At 67.2% G+C, this 16,621-nt stretch carries 15 protein-coding genes; 2 read left to right on the top strand and 13 right to left on the bottom strand.

The features are described 5' to 3' along the window. Nucleotides 1-153: 153 nt before the first annotated feature. The 13 genes from recJ to AC1PLS_RS09665 form a co-directional block, all read right to left on the bottom strand. Complete coding sequence (recJ, locus tag AC1PLS_RS09725; RefSeq protein WP_065032245.1) at nucleotides 154-1,893, bottom strand: single-stranded-DNA-specific exonuclease RecJ; 1,740 nt, start codon at nucleotides 1,891-1,893, stop codon at nucleotides 154-156. Then, nucleotides 1,890-2,810, bottom strand: a complete 921-nt coding sequence (locus tag AC1PLS_RS09720; protein WP_481104427.1) for a phosphoglycerate mutase — start codon at nucleotides 2,808-2,810, stop codon at nucleotides 1,890-1,892. The genes recJ and AC1PLS_RS09720 overlap by 4 nt, the downstream gene beginning before the upstream one ends. Nucleotides 2,811-2,840: 30 nt before the next feature. After that, entirely contained in the window at nucleotides 2,841-3,305 is a 465-nt protein-coding gene (greA, locus tag AC1PLS_RS09715) for a transcription elongation factor GreA (protein WP_024937720.1), read from the bottom strand. A gap of 8 nt (nucleotides 3,306-3,313) precedes the next feature. Then, nucleotides 3,314-6,556, bottom strand: coding sequence for a carbamoyl-phosphate synthase large subunit (gene carB, locus AC1PLS_RS09710; protein WP_024937721.1), 3,243 nt, complete (start codon nucleotides 6,554-6,556; stop codon nucleotides 3,314-3,316). Nucleotides 6,557-6,670: 114 nt separating this feature from the next. After that, complete coding sequence (locus AC1PLS_RS09705) at nucleotides 6,671-7,027, bottom strand: hypothetical protein (protein WP_065032247.1); 357 nt, start codon at nucleotides 7,025-7,027, stop codon at nucleotides 6,671-6,673. Beyond that, a complete protein-coding gene (gene carA / locus AC1PLS_RS09700; protein WP_024937723.1) occupies nucleotides 7,024-8,157 on the bottom strand; it encodes a glutamine-hydrolyzing carbamoyl-phosphate synthase small subunit in 1,134 nt (377 codons plus the stop codon). Before carA ends, AC1PLS_RS09705 begins: the two co-directional genes overlap by 4 nt. Nucleotides 8,158-8,397: 240 nt before the next feature. After that, a complete protein-coding gene (dapB, locus tag AC1PLS_RS09695; RefSeq protein ID WP_039521385.1) occupies nucleotides 8,398-9,114 on the bottom strand; it encodes a 4-hydroxy-tetrahydrodipicolinate reductase in 717 nt (238 codons plus the stop codon). A 437-nt stretch (nucleotides 9,115-9,551) separates the two neighbouring features. After that, nucleotides 9,552-10,259 carry an MOSC domain-containing protein gene (locus AC1PLS_RS09690; protein WP_481104489.1) on the bottom strand — a complete coding sequence of 236 codons (708 nt, stop codon included), beginning with the start codon at nucleotides 10,257-10,259 and terminating at the stop codon, nucleotides 9,552-9,554. Nucleotides 10,260-10,276: 17 nt separating this feature from the next. Next, nucleotides 10,277-11,479, bottom strand: coding sequence for an aminotransferase-like domain-containing protein (locus AC1PLS_RS09685; protein WP_481104426.1), 1,203 nt, complete (start codon nucleotides 11,477-11,479; stop codon nucleotides 10,277-10,279). 371 nt (nucleotides 11,480-11,850) lie between these two features. After that, the gene (locus AC1PLS_RS09680) at nucleotides 11,851-12,351 is read right to left on the bottom strand and encodes a hypothetical protein (protein WP_046342454.1); all 501 of its coding nucleotides are present in this window, start codon (nucleotides 12,349-12,351) and stop codon (nucleotides 11,851-11,853) included. A 57-nt stretch (nucleotides 12,352-12,408) separates the two neighbouring features. Further along, nucleotides 12,409-12,663 carry a DUF6587 family protein gene (locus AC1PLS_RS09675; RefSeq protein WP_039521380.1) on the bottom strand — a complete coding sequence of 85 codons (255 nt, stop codon included), beginning with the start codon at nucleotides 12,661-12,663 and terminating at the stop codon, nucleotides 12,409-12,411. A gap of 1 nt (nucleotide 12,664) precedes the next feature. Beyond that, nucleotides 12,665-14,524: a ferrous iron transporter B gene (gene feoB, locus AC1PLS_RS09670; RefSeq protein WP_065032252.1), complete on the bottom strand. Its 1,860-nt coding sequence runs from the start codon at nucleotides 14,522-14,524 to the stop codon at nucleotides 12,665-12,667. Next, nucleotides 14,521-14,769, bottom strand: a complete 249-nt coding sequence (locus AC1PLS_RS09665) for a FeoA family protein (RefSeq protein ID WP_016904358.1) — start codon at nucleotides 14,767-14,769, stop codon at nucleotides 14,521-14,523. Before AC1PLS_RS09665 ends, feoB begins: the two co-directional genes overlap by 4 nt. A gap of 116 nt (nucleotides 14,770-14,885) precedes the next feature. Between AC1PLS_RS09665 and AC1PLS_RS09660 the strand changes: the two genes are divergently transcribed. Both AC1PLS_RS09660 and AC1PLS_RS09655 read left to right on the top strand, forming a co-directional pair. Next, the gene (locus AC1PLS_RS09660) at nucleotides 14,886-15,683 is read left to right on the top strand and encodes an enoyl-CoA hydratase-related protein (protein WP_126966417.1); all 798 of its coding nucleotides are present in this window, start codon (nucleotides 14,886-14,888) and stop codon (nucleotides 15,681-15,683) included. Further along, nucleotides 15,680-16,576: a hydroxymethylglutaryl-CoA lyase gene (locus AC1PLS_RS09655; RefSeq protein ID WP_481104425.1), complete on the top strand. Its 897-nt coding sequence runs from the start codon at nucleotides 15,680-15,682 to the stop codon at nucleotides 16,574-16,576. Before AC1PLS_RS09660 ends, AC1PLS_RS09655 begins: the two co-directional genes overlap by 4 nt. Nucleotides 16,577-16,621 lie beyond the last annotated feature (45 nt).

The following is a 16,621-nucleotide window of genomic DNA, read 5'->3' as shown; positions in this document are numbered from 1 at the left end:
CTTGCCGCCATCAGGCATGCGCCACTTGCGGCATGTACCACCACGTACATGCCGGCTGTGGGTGCGCCGCCCCGTGTAGAGCGGTTGATGTGAAGCCTGGCTGCAGGGCCGCGCTGCCGCCCCTACCGAAGCCCGCGGTTGACAGCCGCGCGCTCAGCCCGTGACTGTCGCCGGCTCGCAGTGCTCGACGATCAACTGCACCGCGGTGCCGCCGCGATAGTCGTCGCTGACCAGGCGGTACGCCAGCCGCACCATACGTGCCGGCTCGCTGCCGCGCCAGCCGTTGAAGTGGATGGCGTTGAGCGGTTCGGCACGGCCGGCACAGCGCAGCGTGAGCTTGAGATGGCGTTCCTTGAGCAGGCGCCATTGCAGCACTTCGAACTGACCATCGAACAGCGGCTCGGGAAAGCCCTGCCCCCACGGCCCGGCCACGCGTAGCGCCTCGGCATGCAGGTGATCGAGTTCGTGCGCGGCCAGTTCGCCATCGCTGTGCAATTCGGCATGCAGCAGCGAGGCGTCGACCATCGCCTGCACCTGGCGCTGGAATGCCTGTTCGAAGGTCGCCAGCGCGGCATGCTCCAGACTCAGCCCGGCGGCCATCGCATGCCCGCCGAACTTCTGGATCAGGCCCGGGTGGCGCGCATCCACTGCCGCCAGCACATCGCGGATATGCAGGCCGGGGATCGAGCGTGCCGAACCACGCAGCTGGCTGCTGCCCGGCTCGGCCGGCGCCAATGCAATCACCGGGCGATGCAGGCGGTCCTTGAGCTTGGAGGCCACCAGGCCGATCACGCCCGGGTGCCAGTCGGCATCGAACAGGCACGCGGCGATCGGCAACGCGCCATCGGCATCCAGCACCACCTTGGTGACGGCCTGTTCGGCATCGTCGGTCATCAATTGCTGCACCGCGCGGCGCTCGGCGTTGATCTCTTCCAGCATGCCGGCGATCTCGCGCGCCCGGTTCCAGTCCTCGCTGAGCAGCAGCTCGATGCCCAGCGCCATGTCTTCCAGCCGGCCGGCTGCGTTGAGACGCGGGCCCAACGCAAATCCGATATCGCTGGCGCTCAGACGCGCCACGTCGCGGCCGCTGGCATCGATCAAGGCGCGCAGGCCGATGCAACCCTTGCCCTCGCGCAGGCGGCGCAGGCCGGCCGACACCAGCGCACGGTTGTTGGTGTCCAGCGGCACCAGATCGGCGACGGTGCCGACTGCCACCAGGTCCAGCAATACCGACAGATCCGGCTCGGCGCGTTCGGCGAAGGCGCCGCGCGCACGCAGCACACCGCGCAAGGCCATCAGCACATAGAAGATCACCCCGACCCCGGCCAGGGATTTGCTCGGGAAGCGATCGTTGGCCAGATTCGGATCGACGATCGCATCGGCCGGCGGCAGCACCTCGCCAGGCAAGTGATGGTCGGTGACCAGCACCGTCCAGCCACGCGCCTTGGCGGCGGCCACGCCGGCGTGGCAGGCGATGCCGTGATCGACCGTGACCAGCAGATCCGGCTGCAATGCGGCCAGCTCCTCCACCAGTGCCGGCGACAGGCCGTAGCCATGCACCATGCGATTGGGTACCGCGTGATGCACATCCAGCGCGCCGAGCATGCGCAAGCCACGCACGCCGACCGCACAGGCGGTGGCGCCATCGCAGTCGAAATCGCCCACCACCAGGATGCGCCGTTGCCGGGCGATCGCATCGGCCAGCAACTCGGCGGCCACGTCACTGTTGTGCAGCAACTGTGGCGACAGCAACTGACCCAGGCGCGGGTGCGCGCCGTGGGTATCGGTGACGCCGCGCGCGGCATAGATGCGGCGCAGCAGCGGCAACATGGCATCGGGCCAGCTGCCGGCCTGCCCGGGCGGGCGCCGGACGATCCGCGGGGTGGAGGTCATTGCGCCAGCTGTACGCGCGGCTTGCGCCAGAAACGCCAGCGTTGCGCATGCGTCAGCGACACGGTTTCGCCGTCCTGGAAATCCAGCACCAGCCGATCCAGTTCGCCACGTGCCATCGCCGGCAGCAGGGGCGCCACCGCATCGTCGCTGAACTGCTGCAGCGAGCGCAGATGGCGCAGGTCCACCAACGCATCCACGCGTTGTTCGCCCTGCGCATCGGCACCGGCCGCCAGCGCCAGCGCACGCAGCAGCGATTCGCGGCTGCGTACCTGACGGTGCGGCGAGCTCACCGCATGCGGCAGCACGCCGCCGCCCCAGAACCACAGCGAATTGATCGCCGGTTTGCCGCTGGCCACGCGGCCCTCGTTCCAGGGATGCTGATGCAGCACCACCTGCGCCTCGGTCAGCAAGGCACGCCAGCGCCGGCCGATCTCGCCGGCCGGCAGATGCTCGAACAGGTCATCGCCGATCGCCAGATCCGGTGGCGCAAATTCCGGCAATTTGGCATCCGGCGACAGCCGCAGGTACCAGCGCGCAGGCGTGGGCGCATCCAGCAGGAAGCCGGCATCGCCGAACATCGGCTTGAGGATGGGCAGCAACACCGCCAGGTCCTCGGCCGTGGGGCCGAGTGCCTCGCCGTAGCCCATCAAGCGCGCGCCCTGCATATCCGGCACCACATAGGCCGGATCGGCACGCACCCAGGTCGCACCCGCCGCATCGCCGGCATCGAGCTGGCGGGTCAACGCGGCCACCGGCCAGTGCGCAGGCGTCAGCGTGAAGTGGCGCTGCAGCTGCGCCACTTCGCCGGGCTCGGCACCGTGCTGGTCGGCACGCGCCAGCGCACGCGCCACCGGCGTGTCGCCCAGTTCACCGGGCAGGCGGCGTTTTTCCGGCAGCAGCAGCGTGGCGGTGGTCATCGGGCGATGGCGTCGTTCAATCCCGGCCCGTCAGTCCAGATAGGCAACGCTGACCACTTCGTACTCGCGCTGGCCGGCCGGCGCATCGATGGTGACCGAGTCGCCTTCCAGCTTGCCGATCAACGCACGCGCCAGCGGCGAGGAGATCGCGATCATGCCCAGCTTGATGTCCGCTTCCAGATCGCCAACGATCTGGTAGCGCTTCTCTTCGTCGGTCTCGGTGTCGGCCAGCGTCACCGTGGCACCGAACACGATCTTGGTGCCGGCCGACAGCTTGGTGATGTCGATGATCTCGGCATGCGAGAGCTCGCCTTCCAGCTGCTTGATGCGGCCTTCGATGAAGCTCTGCTGCTCGCGCGCGGCGTGGTATTCGGCGTTTTCCTTCAGATCGCCGTGCGCGCGCGCTTCGGCGATCGCGTTGATCACCGCCGGACGCTTGACCGACTTCAGCTGGTCCAGCTCTTCGCGCAGACGCTGCGCGCCCTTTGCCGTCATGGGTGCTCTCATGCTTCCAGCTCCTTGTGCAGTTCCTGCAGCGACCACACAGGGCCGGTGCCGCGGAATTCCAGCGAATGCACCAGCGCCTTGGCGCCGGCAACGGTGGTCGAATAGGTCACGCGATGCTGCAACGCTTCACGCCGGATCGAGAACGAGTCGGAGATGGCGGCGCGACCTTCGGTGGTGTTGACGATATACACGATCTCGCCGTTCTTGATCGAATCGACGATATGCGGGCGCCCTTCGGCGACCTTGTTGACGATCTCGCAGCTCAGCCCGTTCTGCTGCAGCCAGGCACCGGTACCGCGCGTGGCGACCAGCGTATAGCCACGCTCCACCAGCGCCTGCGCCACCGGCAACACGCGCTGCTTGTCCGGATCGCGCACCGACACAAACGCCTTGCCCACCGGCGGGGCCTTGATGCCGCCGGCCTCCTGCGCGCGTGCAAACGCGGCGCTGAAGCTGCGGCCCACGCCCATCACCTCACCGGTGGAGCGCATCTCCGGCCCGAGGATCGGGTCCACGCCCTGGAACTTGGCGAACGGGAAGATCGCCTCCTTCACCGAGTAATAACCCGGCACGATTTCCTTGGTGGCGCCCTGCTCGGCCAGCGTCTTGCCAGCCATGCAGCGCGCGGCGATCTTGGCCAGCGGCATGCCGATCGCCTTGGACACGAACGGCACGGTGCGCGAGGCACGCGGGTTCACTTCCAGCAGGAACACCACGTCGTCGCCGGCCTCGTTCACCTGCACCGCGAACTGGGTATTCATCAGGCCGACCACGTTCAGACCTTCGGCCAGCATCACCACCTGACGGCGCAGCTCGGCCTGGGTCTTGGGCGAGAGCGAGTACGGCGGCAGAGAGCAGGACGAATCGCCCGAATGCACGCCGGCCTCTTCGATGTGTTCCATCAGCCCGCCGATCAGCACGTTGCCGTCCTTGTCGGCAATGATGTCCACGTCCACTTCCACCGCGTTGTCGAGGAAGCGGTCCAGCAGCACCGGCGAATCGTTGGAGACCTTGACCGCATCACGCACATAGCGCGCCAGGTCGGATTCGCCGTAGACGATTTCCATCGCGCGGCCGCCCAGCACGTAGCTCGGGCGCACCACCAGCGGATAGCCGATCTCGCGCGCCAGCACCAGGGCTTCCTCGGCATTGCGGGCAATGCGGTTCGGCGGCTGCTTCAGGCCCAGCTTGTCGACCAGTTGCTGGAACCGCTCGCGGTCTTCGGCCAGATCGATCGAATCGGGCGAGGTGCCGATCACCGGCACGCCGTTGGCTTCCAGCGCGCGCGCCAGCTTCAGCGGGGTCTGGCCGCCGTACTGCACAATCACGCCCTTGGGTTTTTCCAGCTCGACGATTTCCAGCACGTCTTCCAGCGTCAGCGGCTCGAAGTACAGACGGTCGGAGGTGTCGTAGTCGGTGGACACGGTCTCCGGGTTGCAGTTGACCATGATGGTCTCGTAGCCGTCATCGCGCAGCGCCAGCGCCGCATGCACGCAGCAGTAGTCGAACTCGATGCCCTGGCCGATGCGGTTGGGGCCACCGCCCAGGATCATGATCTTGTCGCGGTCGGTCGGCAGCGCCTCGCACTCGTCCTCGTAGGTCGAATACAGATACGCGGTGCTGGTGGCGAATTCGGCGGCGCAGGAATCCACGCGCTTGTAGACCGGGCGCACCTTGAGCGCGCGACGCAGCGTACGCACCGATTCCTCGTTGGTGCCGGTCAACTCGGCCAGCCGCGCGTCGGAGAAACCGGCGCGCTTGAGCGTGCGCAGACGCGCCGCATCCAGTGCCGGCATGCCGTCATCGGCCAGTTGCTGTTCGTGGCTGATCAGTTCTTCGATCTGATCCAGGAACCACGGGTCGATGAACGACAGCGCGTAGACATCGGCCACGCTCATGCCGGCGCGGAACGCATCGGCGACATAGAACAGACGCTCCGGGCCCGGTGCCTTGAGCTCGCGCTTGAGCGCGGCGATATCGTCTTCGCTGCTCAGATCCAGGCCGGTCGGGTCCAGCCCGATCTTGCCGGTCTCCAGGCCACGCAGCGCCTTCTGCAGCGATTCCTGGAAGGTGCGGCCCATCGCCATCACCTCGCCCACCGACTTCATCTGGGTGGTCAGGCGCGCATCGGCCTGCGGGAATTTCTCGAACGCAAAGCGCGGGATCTTGGTGACCACGTAGTCGATCGACGGCTCGAACGAGGCCGGGGTCAGGCCACCGGTGATCTCGTTCTTCAATTCGTCCAGCGTGTAGCCCACCGCCAGCTTGGCGGCGACCTTGGCGATCGGGAAACCGGTGGCCTTGGACGCCAGCGCCGAGGAGCGCGACACGCGCGGGTTCATCTCGATCACCACCACGCGGCCGGTGGTCGGGCTGATGCCGAACTGCACGTTGGAGCCGCCGGTATCCACACCGATCTTGCGCAGCACTGCGATCGAGGCATCGCGCAGGCGCTGGTACTCCTTGTCGGTCAGCGTCTGCGCCGGCGCCACGGTGATCGAGTCGCCGGTATGCACGCCCATCGGATCGAGGTTTTCGATCGCGCAGACGATGATGCAGTTGTCCGCGGTGTCGCGGACCACTTCCATCTCGAATTCCTTCCAGCCCAGCACCGATTCTTCCACCAGCACTTCGGTGGTCGGCGACAGTTCCAGGCCACGGCCGACGATCTCGATCAGCTCTTCGCGGTTGTAGGCGATGCCGCCGCCGCTGCCGCCCAGGGTGAAGCTGGGACGGATGATGGTCGGGTAGCCGACCCGGGTCTGGATATCCAGCGCCTCTTCCAGCGTGTGCGCCACTTCGGCGCGGGGGCAATCCAGGCCGATCTCGCCCATCGCCACGCGGAACAGCTCGCGGTCTTCGGCCATGCGGATGGCTTCGCGCTTGGCACCGATCAGCTCGACGTTGTACTTCTCCAGCACGCCGTGGTCGGCCAGATCCAGCGCGCAGTTCAGCGCGGTCTGCCCGCCCATGGTCGGCAGCAGGGCATCGGGCTTTTCCTTGGCGATGATCTTCTCGACCGTCTGCCAGTTGATCGGCTCGATGTACACCGCATCGGCCATGTCCGGGTCGGTCATGATCGTGGCCGGATTGCTGTTGACCAGCACCACGCGATAGCCCTCGTCGCGCAGCGCCTTGCACGCCTGCGCGCCGGAGTAATCGAACTCGCAGGCCTGGCCGATGACGATCGGGCCGGCGCCGATGATCAGGATGGTTTTTAGGTCGGTGCGCTTTGGCATTTCTTTACTCGATTAGGAACATGCGGCAAGCCGCAGGTGCGGAAGAGTGGCCGCGGCGATCGCATCGCGACGCGGCGTGATAGTGCATCGACTCGGCAGAGTCGAACGCCGGGTTCATCCGGCAGATCCATAGCCCAGGGCGCGCAGGGTGTGCTGCATCCATTGATACAGCCCGAAGGACGCGGCAAAGCTGCCCAGGATCAGCAGCCAGCCGATCCCTGAGGTCTTGCCCCAACGGCGTACCTTGTCCGGGTCGGTGTTCTGCATGCGATGGTGAAAGGATCCCCCTCCAACCACATAGCCGACGCCGAAAACGAAGCACATCGGCACCAGCAAGGCCAGCTTCATGCCGCCATGCAGCGTGATCGACTGTGCACCAGCGCGTGCCTGCTCCAGCGGCATCCACACGCCCCAATACGTCAGCGCAACGCCCATCAGCACGATCAGCACACCCATCAAACGAGCGCTCATGCGCGCTTGGCATCCTTGGCCATCAACTCCACGAACCGGTCGAACAACGGCCCCACATCGCGCGGCCCCGGCGAGGCTTCCGGGTGGCCCTGGAACGAGAACGCCGGTGCGTCGGTCAGCGCGATGCCCTGATTGGTGCCATCGAATAGTGACCGATGGGTCACCCGCACATTGGCCGGCAGCGTGCTTTCGTCGACCGCAAAGCCATGGTTCTGCGAGGTGATCATCACCCGTCCGCCGTCCAGATCCTGCACCGGATGGTTGGCGCCGTGATGGCCGGTGGTCATCTTGACCGTGCTGGCGCCGGCGGCCAGCGCCAGCAGCTGATGGCCCAGACAGATGCCGAAGGTGGGCACCTGCCTGGCGATCAGTTCCTGGATGGCGCTGATGGCGTAATCGCAGGGCTCCGGGTCGCCCGGGCCGTTGGACAGGAACACGCCGTCCGGATTCATCGCCAGCACCTCGGCCACCGGCGTGCGTGCCGGCACCACGGTGACGTCGCACCCACGGTCGGCCAGCATGCGCAGGATGTTGAGCTTGACGCCGTAATCGTAAGCAACAACCTTGTGCTTCAGCTCGGCGCGCACGAAGGTGTCGGAATTCAGATCCAGCGAGCCTTCCTGCCAGCTGTAACTGGTCTCGGTGGAAACCACCTTGGCCAGGTCCATGCCCTTCAGGCCGGGGAAGCTGCGCGCGGCTTCCAGCGCCTTGGCGACATCGATCTCGCCGGCCATCAGTGCGCCGTTCTGGGCGCCCTTCTGCCGCAACAGGCGGGTCAGCTTGCGGGTGTCGATGCCGGAAATGGCCACCACACCGCGGGCCTGCAGCCACTCCGGCAGTGCGACTTCGCTGCGCCAGCTGCTGGGGCGACGCGGCACGTCGCGCACGATCAGGCCGGCCGCCCAGATCTTGCTGGCCTCGTCATCCTGATCGGTAAAGCCGGTGTTGCCGATATGCGGATAGGTCAGCGTGACCATCTGGCGGGCGTAGGAGGGATCGGTCAGGACTTCCTGGTAACCGGTCATGGCGGTGTTGAACACCACTTCGCCGACGGAAAGCCCGTTGGCGCCTACGGATTCGCCCTCGAACACGGTGCCGTCTTCGAGGACAAGGATTGCGGGTTGGGTCACGTGGGGGTCTCGCTCTGGCTGCCTGGGACTCCGATGCGCTTCCGGCCAAATTCCGGTTGCAGCAAAGCGCGGACGCGGTGCTGAGGACCGGTCCGACGCTGGTTCGGGCAAGCGAGAATTGTAAAGGCAAGTGCCCCGGCATGCCAGCCTGGAGAACACCGGTCGCCGCGGTGGCATCGCAATGGCGGGATGAATGCGCCACCGCGATCACTCGCCATTCATGCGCGGCGACGCGCCGGCTTACAGCACCAGATCGCGCACGCGATAGCTGCCGGCCGGCTTGCCGAGCAACCGCTTGGCCGCATGCAGGGCACCGCGCGCGAAGATGTCGCGGTTGGTGGCGCGGTGCACCAGCTCCACCCGCTCGCCCAGCCCGGTGAACTGCACCGTGTGCTCGCCGACGATGTCGCCGGCGCGCAGGCTGGCAAAGCGCGGCTGCGCGCCGCTGCCGGTGGCCGCCTCCCCCAGCGTCAGTGCGGTCCCGGAGGGTGCGTCCTGCTTGTGCACGTGATGCGCCTCGACGATGTCGCAATCCCAGCCCGGCAGGCTGCCGGCGGCACGCTCCACCAGTTCGGTCAGCACCGCAACGCCCAGGCTGAAATTGGACGCCCACACCAACGGGATCTGTTGCGCGGCCTCCAGCAACGCGGCGCGCTGCGCCTCATCCAGACCGGTGGTGCCGGACACCAGCGGTTTGCCGCGCTGCGCGCACAGCGCCAGGATCGGTGCGAAGCCCTGCGGCAGGCTGAAGTCGATTGCCACATCGAAGGCCGGCGCACCGCCGAGTTCGCTGGCGGCAAAGTACGGCACGCCGTCCACCACGCGCTGCGAAGGCGAGCGCCCCACCACCGCACCGACGACGTGCAGCGCCTCGTCTTCGGCAGCCAGGCGCAGCAACGCCTTGCCCATCCGCCCGGAGGCGCCGTGGATCAGAACTTTCACAGGAGACGGTGTCATGGCGGCAGGCCTAGCTGGGCGATGGGGTTGTACAAGATAGCTGGGAATCGGGAATCGGGAATCGGGAATCGTAAAAGCTGGGATTGGGGAGTCGGGATTGGGGAGTCGTTAAAGCCGGGAATCGGGATCAGGGACTCGTGAGAGCGGATGCGGGTGTGCGCGTTTTACGTGCTGTGGCGCTTTGGCTTGGTGGCGTCCGTGGGGTGCGCGTGGTGGTTGGCATACAACGTCGCGAGCGGCCATGGGTTGGTAAGGGCTGCGCCACTGCACGTTGGTAAGGACGATGAGGACGCATGGCATACGGCCATCATGGCGGCGCTTGGAAGGTGGCGTTTGCCGACTTCGTGACCGCGATTCCCCAATCCCGACTCCCGAATCTCAGCCCTGCAGCTAGCGCGGCTGCGGCCTTTGATCGCGCGCGATGGTGTTGGCGGCTCTCAGTCGCCTGCGCCGTGCAGGCGCTTGCTCCAGCTCTCTATTTCGCGGCGTTGCAGGCGGCGTTCGAACAGCGCCTGCCATGACGGCACCAGCGGCAGTTGCAGCACCTCGGTAATGGCGGCGACATCGACATCGCGCGCATACAGCAGCTGTTGCAGGCGCAACAGCGTCCATTGCGGATGCGGTCGCTGCTGCAGTGTCAGCATGTCGCCGGCCGCAACGTCGCCGGACTGCAGCACGCGGTAATACCAACCGGTGCGGCCGGTGTCCTGCACGCGGCGCGCCATGTCGCGCACGCCGAAACGGTCGGACAGCTTCCAGCATGGCTGACGCAGCTGCGACACTTCCACCACTGCCGTACCCAACGCAAAGCGATCGCCCAGGCAGACCTCGGCTTCGGTAAGGCCGAGGCTGCTCAGGTTCTCGCCGAATGCGCCGGCCGTCTCCAGCAACGCATGTGCACCGAGCTCGGTCCGCCAGGCGGCGTAGTGATCGCGTGGATAATGGTGGATCGCCTTGTCCGGCCCGCCATGCACACGCCGGTCGCCCTGCTCGTCGCCGTGCAGACCGTCGGGACCGACGTGCACCCTGCCGTCCACCGCCCGCTTGTCGATCGCGCTGCGGCTACCGGGCCGGGTGAAGTCGCGTGCGATACCGATCGCGACGCTGTCGATGGTGATCGCAAGCGCAGGCGCAGGCGCCTGCACGCCAGCGGCCTGCGTGCTCACGCGCCCTGCCCGGGCAATTCGGCCAGCGCCTCGCGCAGCACCTCGCCCAGGACCTGGATGCCGGCGTCGATCCTGTCGCCAGGCACGGTGACAAACGACAGCCGCAAGGTATTGACCTGCGGCAAGGTGGCGTAGAACGGCGCGCCCGGCACGAACGCCACATTGCGCGCGATCGCCCGCGCCAGCAGCGCGGTGCCGTCCAGCCCGGGTGGCAGGGTCACCCACAGGAACATGCCGCCTTCGGGGCGATTCCATTGCACCTGGGGCGGGAAATGCCGATCCAGTGCCTCCAGCATCAGGCTGCATTGACGCGCATACAGCGCGCGGATCTGCGGAATGTGCGTGTCCAGGAAATCGTCCTGCAACGTCTGGTGGACCACGCGCTGGGTGAACGAGGGCGTATGCAGATCGGCCGCCTGCTTGGCCTGGATCAGCTTGCCCAGCACCGCTTCGGGCGCGACCACGTAGCCCAGCCGCAACCCGGGCGCGAGCACCTTGGAGAACGAGCCCATGTAGATCACGCCCTCCGGGTTGAGCGACAGCAGGCTCGGCAGCGGCTGGCCGCTGTAATACAGCTCGCCATACGGGTCGTCTTCGACGATCGGCACACCCGCCTCCGCCGCCCGCGCCACCAGGGCCTGACGGCGCGCCAGCGGCAGCCGGCGACCGGTGGGGTTCTGGAAGTTCGGCAGGCAATACAGAAAGCGCGCATCGGCCAGCACTGCTGGATCCAGCGCGTCCACCACCACTCCGTCCTCGTCCGAGGGCATGCCGACGAAGCTCGGCTGGAACAGCGAGAACGCCTGCAGCGCGCCCAGGTAGCTCGGCGTTTCCACCAGCACCTTGCTGCCTTCGTCGATGAAGACCTTGCCGAGCAGGTCCAGGCCCTGCTGCGAGCCGGTGGTGATCAACACCTGGCTGGGCCGGATGCTGGCGCCGTCGCGGCTCAGGCGTGCGGCCACCCATTCGCGCAGCAGCGCATAGCCTTCGGTGGGGCCGTATTGCAGCGCGGCCTGCGGCGCATCGCGCAGCACCTGATCGCTGGCCGCGCGCATGCGCTCCACCGGAAAGGTGGCCGGCGACGGCAGCCCGCCGGCGAAGGAAATCACCTCCGGCCGCTCGGTCACCTTGAGGATTTCGCGAATCGCCGAACTTGTCAGCGCCTGCGCACGTCGGGAGATCTGGAAGGAGGTCGTCATCGCGCAAGCATAGCGAAGGCCCGTGGCCGACGCGCTGTGCACTGCAGCGTCGACGACGCGACTCGGCTAGTGACAGTGTTGCTGCTGCACCGATCATTGCCACGCGTCACGACGCTCGCCTGGGTTGCAGCGGCGCTAACGAACACCCGCTACAGTGATGCCGATGCACTGGCGTCGATGCCAGCCGGCAAGGCAATCGCTACACGCGCATCCCCTCGCCCAGGATGGTCACCGGCTTCTGTCGTCGACGCGGGTTACCTGCGCAAATCGGCTGGGCCGCGAGCCAGGGCAGCGCGTACCGATCACAGGCCGCCCTTCTGCGCATCGATGGCGCCGGCACGACAATGCGGCGGCAATCGTGCCAACGGCGTTCAGTCGTACGCCGGGCCGACCCACGCAGTGCCTTCGCTGCGTTCGATCAAGGTCTTCCAGCGCTTGCGAACCAGCTTGTCGCGCGAGCGGAAGGTCATGCGCAAGCCCGGCAAGCCGAGCGTGGCGCGCGTCTCGACCATGGCCGAGGCCTCATCGGCAGCAATCTCGATCTTGGTGATCGACTGCTTGTAGTCGATCACCTCTTCCGGGTTGGCCACATGACGCATCTGACGCAGCACCTGCGCCCATTCGCCATTGGACTTGCAGTACTGCTCGCGCGTGGTGGTCTGCCGCTTCTGGTGCGAATCCATGCGGTACAGCACCACCATTTCGAACGTCGGCGCGGTCATCGTACACAGCGCTTCGCCGTCCTGACCGAGCATGGCCTTGTCGTGCGCGGCGTAGAAATCGCGCACCTGCGCTTCGTCCAGCGCGTTGCCACCGTAGTTATAAATGCCGGCAACCGCCGCCAGGATTGCCAATAACACCAACAACCGCATCTGTGTCCCCTGCACCGCCGCGTCCTGCGGCCGCGCAAGTGTAAGGGATGCGATGGATCAGTGACGACGTGGCGGCGCCGGTCCGCAGCTGTCGCAGCCACCGCAGGCCGCGGCGTTCTGCGCCGCCGGCGGCGCCACGCGGCGGCCCAGCGCCCGCATCCACGCAGGCCGCCCATCGCGCAGCAGGCCGATCGCCACTGCGCCACGCAGACGCCGCAGCGTGCCGGGAAATTGCTTCTTCATCACCACCCACAGGCTGAGCAACACCGCCAGCGCGATGACCAGGTATTGCAGCGTAAGCGACAGATCCACTTCAGCCGGCTCCCAGCAGCACGGCCAGCTGGTAGGTCACCAGCGAGGCCAGGTAGGCCAGCGCGAACAGGTACACCGCGCTGACCGTCATTTGCTTCCACGAGTTGGTTTCGCGCTTGATCGTGGCCAGCGTGGAGATGCACATCGGCGCGTAGATGTACCAGACCAGCAGCGACAGCGCGGTGGCCAGCGACCAGCCATCACTGATCAGCGGCGACAAGGCCTGCGCCGCGGCATCGTCGTCGGCAGCCGACAGCGCGTAGACGGTTGCCAGCGAGGCCACCGCCACTTCGCGCGCGGCCAGGCCGGGGATCAGCGCGATGCAGATCTGCCAGTTAAAGCCCAGCGGCGCGAAGAAGATCGCCATCGCATGGCCGATGCGCCCGGCGAAGCTGTAATCGATCGCCGGCAAGGTGGCGTCGGCCGGCGCGGCCGGGAACGACAGCAGGAACCACAGCAGGATGGTCAGGGCCAGAATGATGCCGCCGACGCGCTTGAGGAAGATCAGCGCACGCTCCCACAGCCCCAGCGCCAGGTCGGGCAGATGCGGCAGGCGATAGGACGGCAGCTCCAGCATCAGCGGATGCTCGCTCTTGTCGCGGCGCCACTTCTTCATTGTCCACGACACCAGCAGCGCACTGACGATGGCCGCGGCATACAACCCGAACAGGATCAGGCCCTGCTGGTTGAAGATGCCCCACACGGTCTTCTGCGGGATGAAGGCGCCGATCAGCAAGGCATACACCGGCAGGCGCGCCGAACACGTCATCAATGGCGCGACCATGATGGTGGCGAGCCGGTCGCGCGGGTCCTGGATGCTGCGGGTGGACATGATGCCCGGCACCGCACAGGCAAAGCTCGACAGCAACGGGATGAACGAGCGCCCGGACAAGCCGGCGGCAGACATCATGCGGTCGAGCAGGAAGGCCGCGCGCGGCAGGTAGCCGGACTCCTCCAGCGCCAGGATGAAGGCGAACAGGATCAGGATCTGCGGCAGGAATTTGATCACCCCGCCCAGGCCGGTGATGATGCCGTCCTTGAGCAGGCTGTTGAGCGGGCCCTCCGGCAGCGTGGTGCCTGCCCAATCGCCCAGCATCGCAGTGCCGGCATCGATCAGGTCCATCACTGGGTTGGCCCAGGCATACACCGCCTGGAAGATCAGGAACATCACCACCGCCAGCGTGACCAGCCCCCAGAGCGGGTGCAGCAGCCAGCGGTCCAGCGCATCGTCCACGCGCGAGGTCCGCGTCGGCATGGTCACAGCCGCACTCAGGATCTGTCGCACCTGCGCATGGTAGTTGCCATCGGCAGGCGGCGTGGCGCTCGGTGCCGCCAGGCGCGCGGCCTGCGCGTCGATGCGCTCGACCAGCGCCCTGGCACCGCCGCGGCGTACCGCCACCGTTTCCACCACCGGTACCCCGAGCGCCTGTTCCAGCGCAGGCAGGTCGATGACGATGCCGCGTCGTTGCGCGGCGTCGACCATGTTCAAGGCCACGATCATCGGCCGACCCAGCTCGCGCAGCTCCAGCGCAAAGCGCAGGTGCAGGCGCAGGTTGGTCGCATCCATCACGCAGACCAGCACGTCCGGTGCTGGTTCGCCGGGATAGAAGCCACGGCACAGGTCGCGGGTGATCGCCTCGTCCAGGCTGGCCGGCTGCAGGCTATAGGCGCCGGGCAGATCCAGCACCGCGAAGTCGCGCCCGGATGGCGCACGGAACTGCCCTTCCTTGCGTTCGACGGTGACGCCGGTGTAGTTGGCGACCTTCTGCCGGCTGCCGGTCAGCTGATTGAACAGTGCGGTCTTGCCGCTGTTGGGATTGCCCACCAGCGCCAGCCGCAACGGGACGCTCGCCGCGCTCATGCCTGTGCTCCATCGACGCGCACCTGCACGCGTGCGGCCTCGCTGCGGCGCAGGGCGAACCGGGTGTAACCGACCTGTACCAGCAGCGGTTCGCGCCCGACCGGCCCGGTCGCCAGCACCGTGACTTCTTCGCCGGCGACAAAACCCAGTTCGCGCAGACGCCGGGCGATCGTGTCGTTGGGGAGGCGATCCTCCACGGAATCCACGATGGCGGCGCGATGCAAGGGCATGTCGGACAGCGTCACAAAGACGGCCTGATTGTTAGGAATGGTTCTCAATTCTAGCATCGACGCACCGCGTCATGGCTCAGCCGACCCGTGCCGCTATCATGGTTCGCATCCCATTCATGGACGTTGACGCAATGCAGGACACCGGCTTGATCGTGGAGGACCAGGGAGCGGTCCGCACGTTGCGACTGAACCGCCCAGCGGTGCACAACGCCTTCGATGCGACCTTGATCGGCGCGCTCACCGACGCCTTGCAGCAGGCCGGCCGGGCAGCGCAGATCCGCGTCGTCGTGATCACCGGTGCCGGCGCTGCGTTCTCCGCGGGCGCCGACCTGAACTGGATGCGCGGCATGGCCGGTGCCAGCGAGGCCGAAAACGCGGCCGATGCACTCGCCCTGGCGCGCTTGATGCGCACGCTGGACGAGTTGCCCAAGCCGACCATCGCGCGCGTCAACGGCGCGGCATTCGGCGGCGGCGTGGGCCTGGTGGCGTGCTGCGATATCGCCATCGGCTGCACCGAGGCGCGCTTCGGGCTGACCGAGAGCAAGCTCGGCCTGCTGCCGGCGGTGATTTCGCCGTATGTGATCGCCGCGATCGGCGCGCGCCAGGCACGGCGCTGGTTCGCCACTGCCGAGATCTTCGACGCGGCCACCGCGCAGCTGCTGGGCCTGTTGCATCAACTGGTGGCCGCCGACCAACTGGATATCGCGGTGGAGCGCCAGGTCCGCCTGTTGCTGGCGGCAGCGCCATTGGCCGCGGCCAGCGCCAAGGCGCTGGTACGCGCGGTGCTGCCGCCGATCGACCGCGATGCCATCGACGCTGCCAATGCCGCGTGGATCGCACGCCTGCGCGTTTCCCCGGAAGGTCAGGAAGGCCTGGGAGCCTTCCTCGACAAGCGCAGCCCGGCCTGGGTGCCGGAGGGCGCGGCGTGAGCGACTTCGTCCGCATTGTCGAGGTCGGCCCGCGCGATGGCCTGCAGAACGAAGCGACGCCGATCGCCACCGCCGACAAGATCGCCTTGATCGATCAACTCTCCGCGACCGGGCTGCGCAGCATCGAGGCGACCAGCTTCGTCAGCCCGCGCTGGGTGCCGCAGCTGGCCGATGCGGCCGAGGTGTTTGCCGGCATCACCCAGGCGCCGAGCATCGCCTATCCGGTGCTGGTGCCGAACCTGCAGGGCTATGCGCGCGCACGCGCCGCCGGTGCACAGGAGGTGGCGGTGTTCACCGCGGCGTCGGAGGCCTTCAATCGCACCAATACCAACGCCGGCATCGACGAATCGATCGCGCGCTTTCGGCCGATCCTGGAACAGGCCGCGCTCGACGGCGTGCGCGTGCGTGGTTATGTCTCCACCGTGCTGGGCTGCCCGTATCAGGGCGAGGTGCCGGTGGCCGACGTGGTCGGTGTCGCGCAACGGCTGTACGCACTGGGCTGCTACGAGATTTCGCTGGGCGACACCATCGGCGTCGGCACCCCGGCCAAGGCACGCCAGATGCTGGCCGCGGTGGCGCAGGCGGTCCCGATGCCGGCATTGGCCGTGCACTTCCACGACACCTACGGCCAGGCGCTGGCCAACATCGCCGCCTGCCTGGAGCAAGGCGTGCGCGTGGTCGATGCGGCGGTGTCCGGTGCCGGCGGCTGCCCCTACGCCAAGGGCGCCAGCGGCAATGTGGCTAGCGAAGACGTGGTGTATCTGCTGCATGGGCTGGGCATGTCGACCGGCATCGACCTGCCTGCCCTCGCCCGTACCGGCCGCTGGCTGGCGCAGTTGCTGGGCCGCGAGACCGGCAGCAAGGTCGGCAAGGCCTTGGCGGCGGCCGGCTGAGATTTCAGTCCCGCACGCCGCCGCACCCGCACATCTTCCAGGGCG

It is taken from the genome of Xanthomonas sp. NCPPB 3218 (assembly GCF_056725185.1).
Note: the sequence above shows the minus strand (reverse complement) of the source record. Positions and strands in the feature narration are given on the sequence as shown.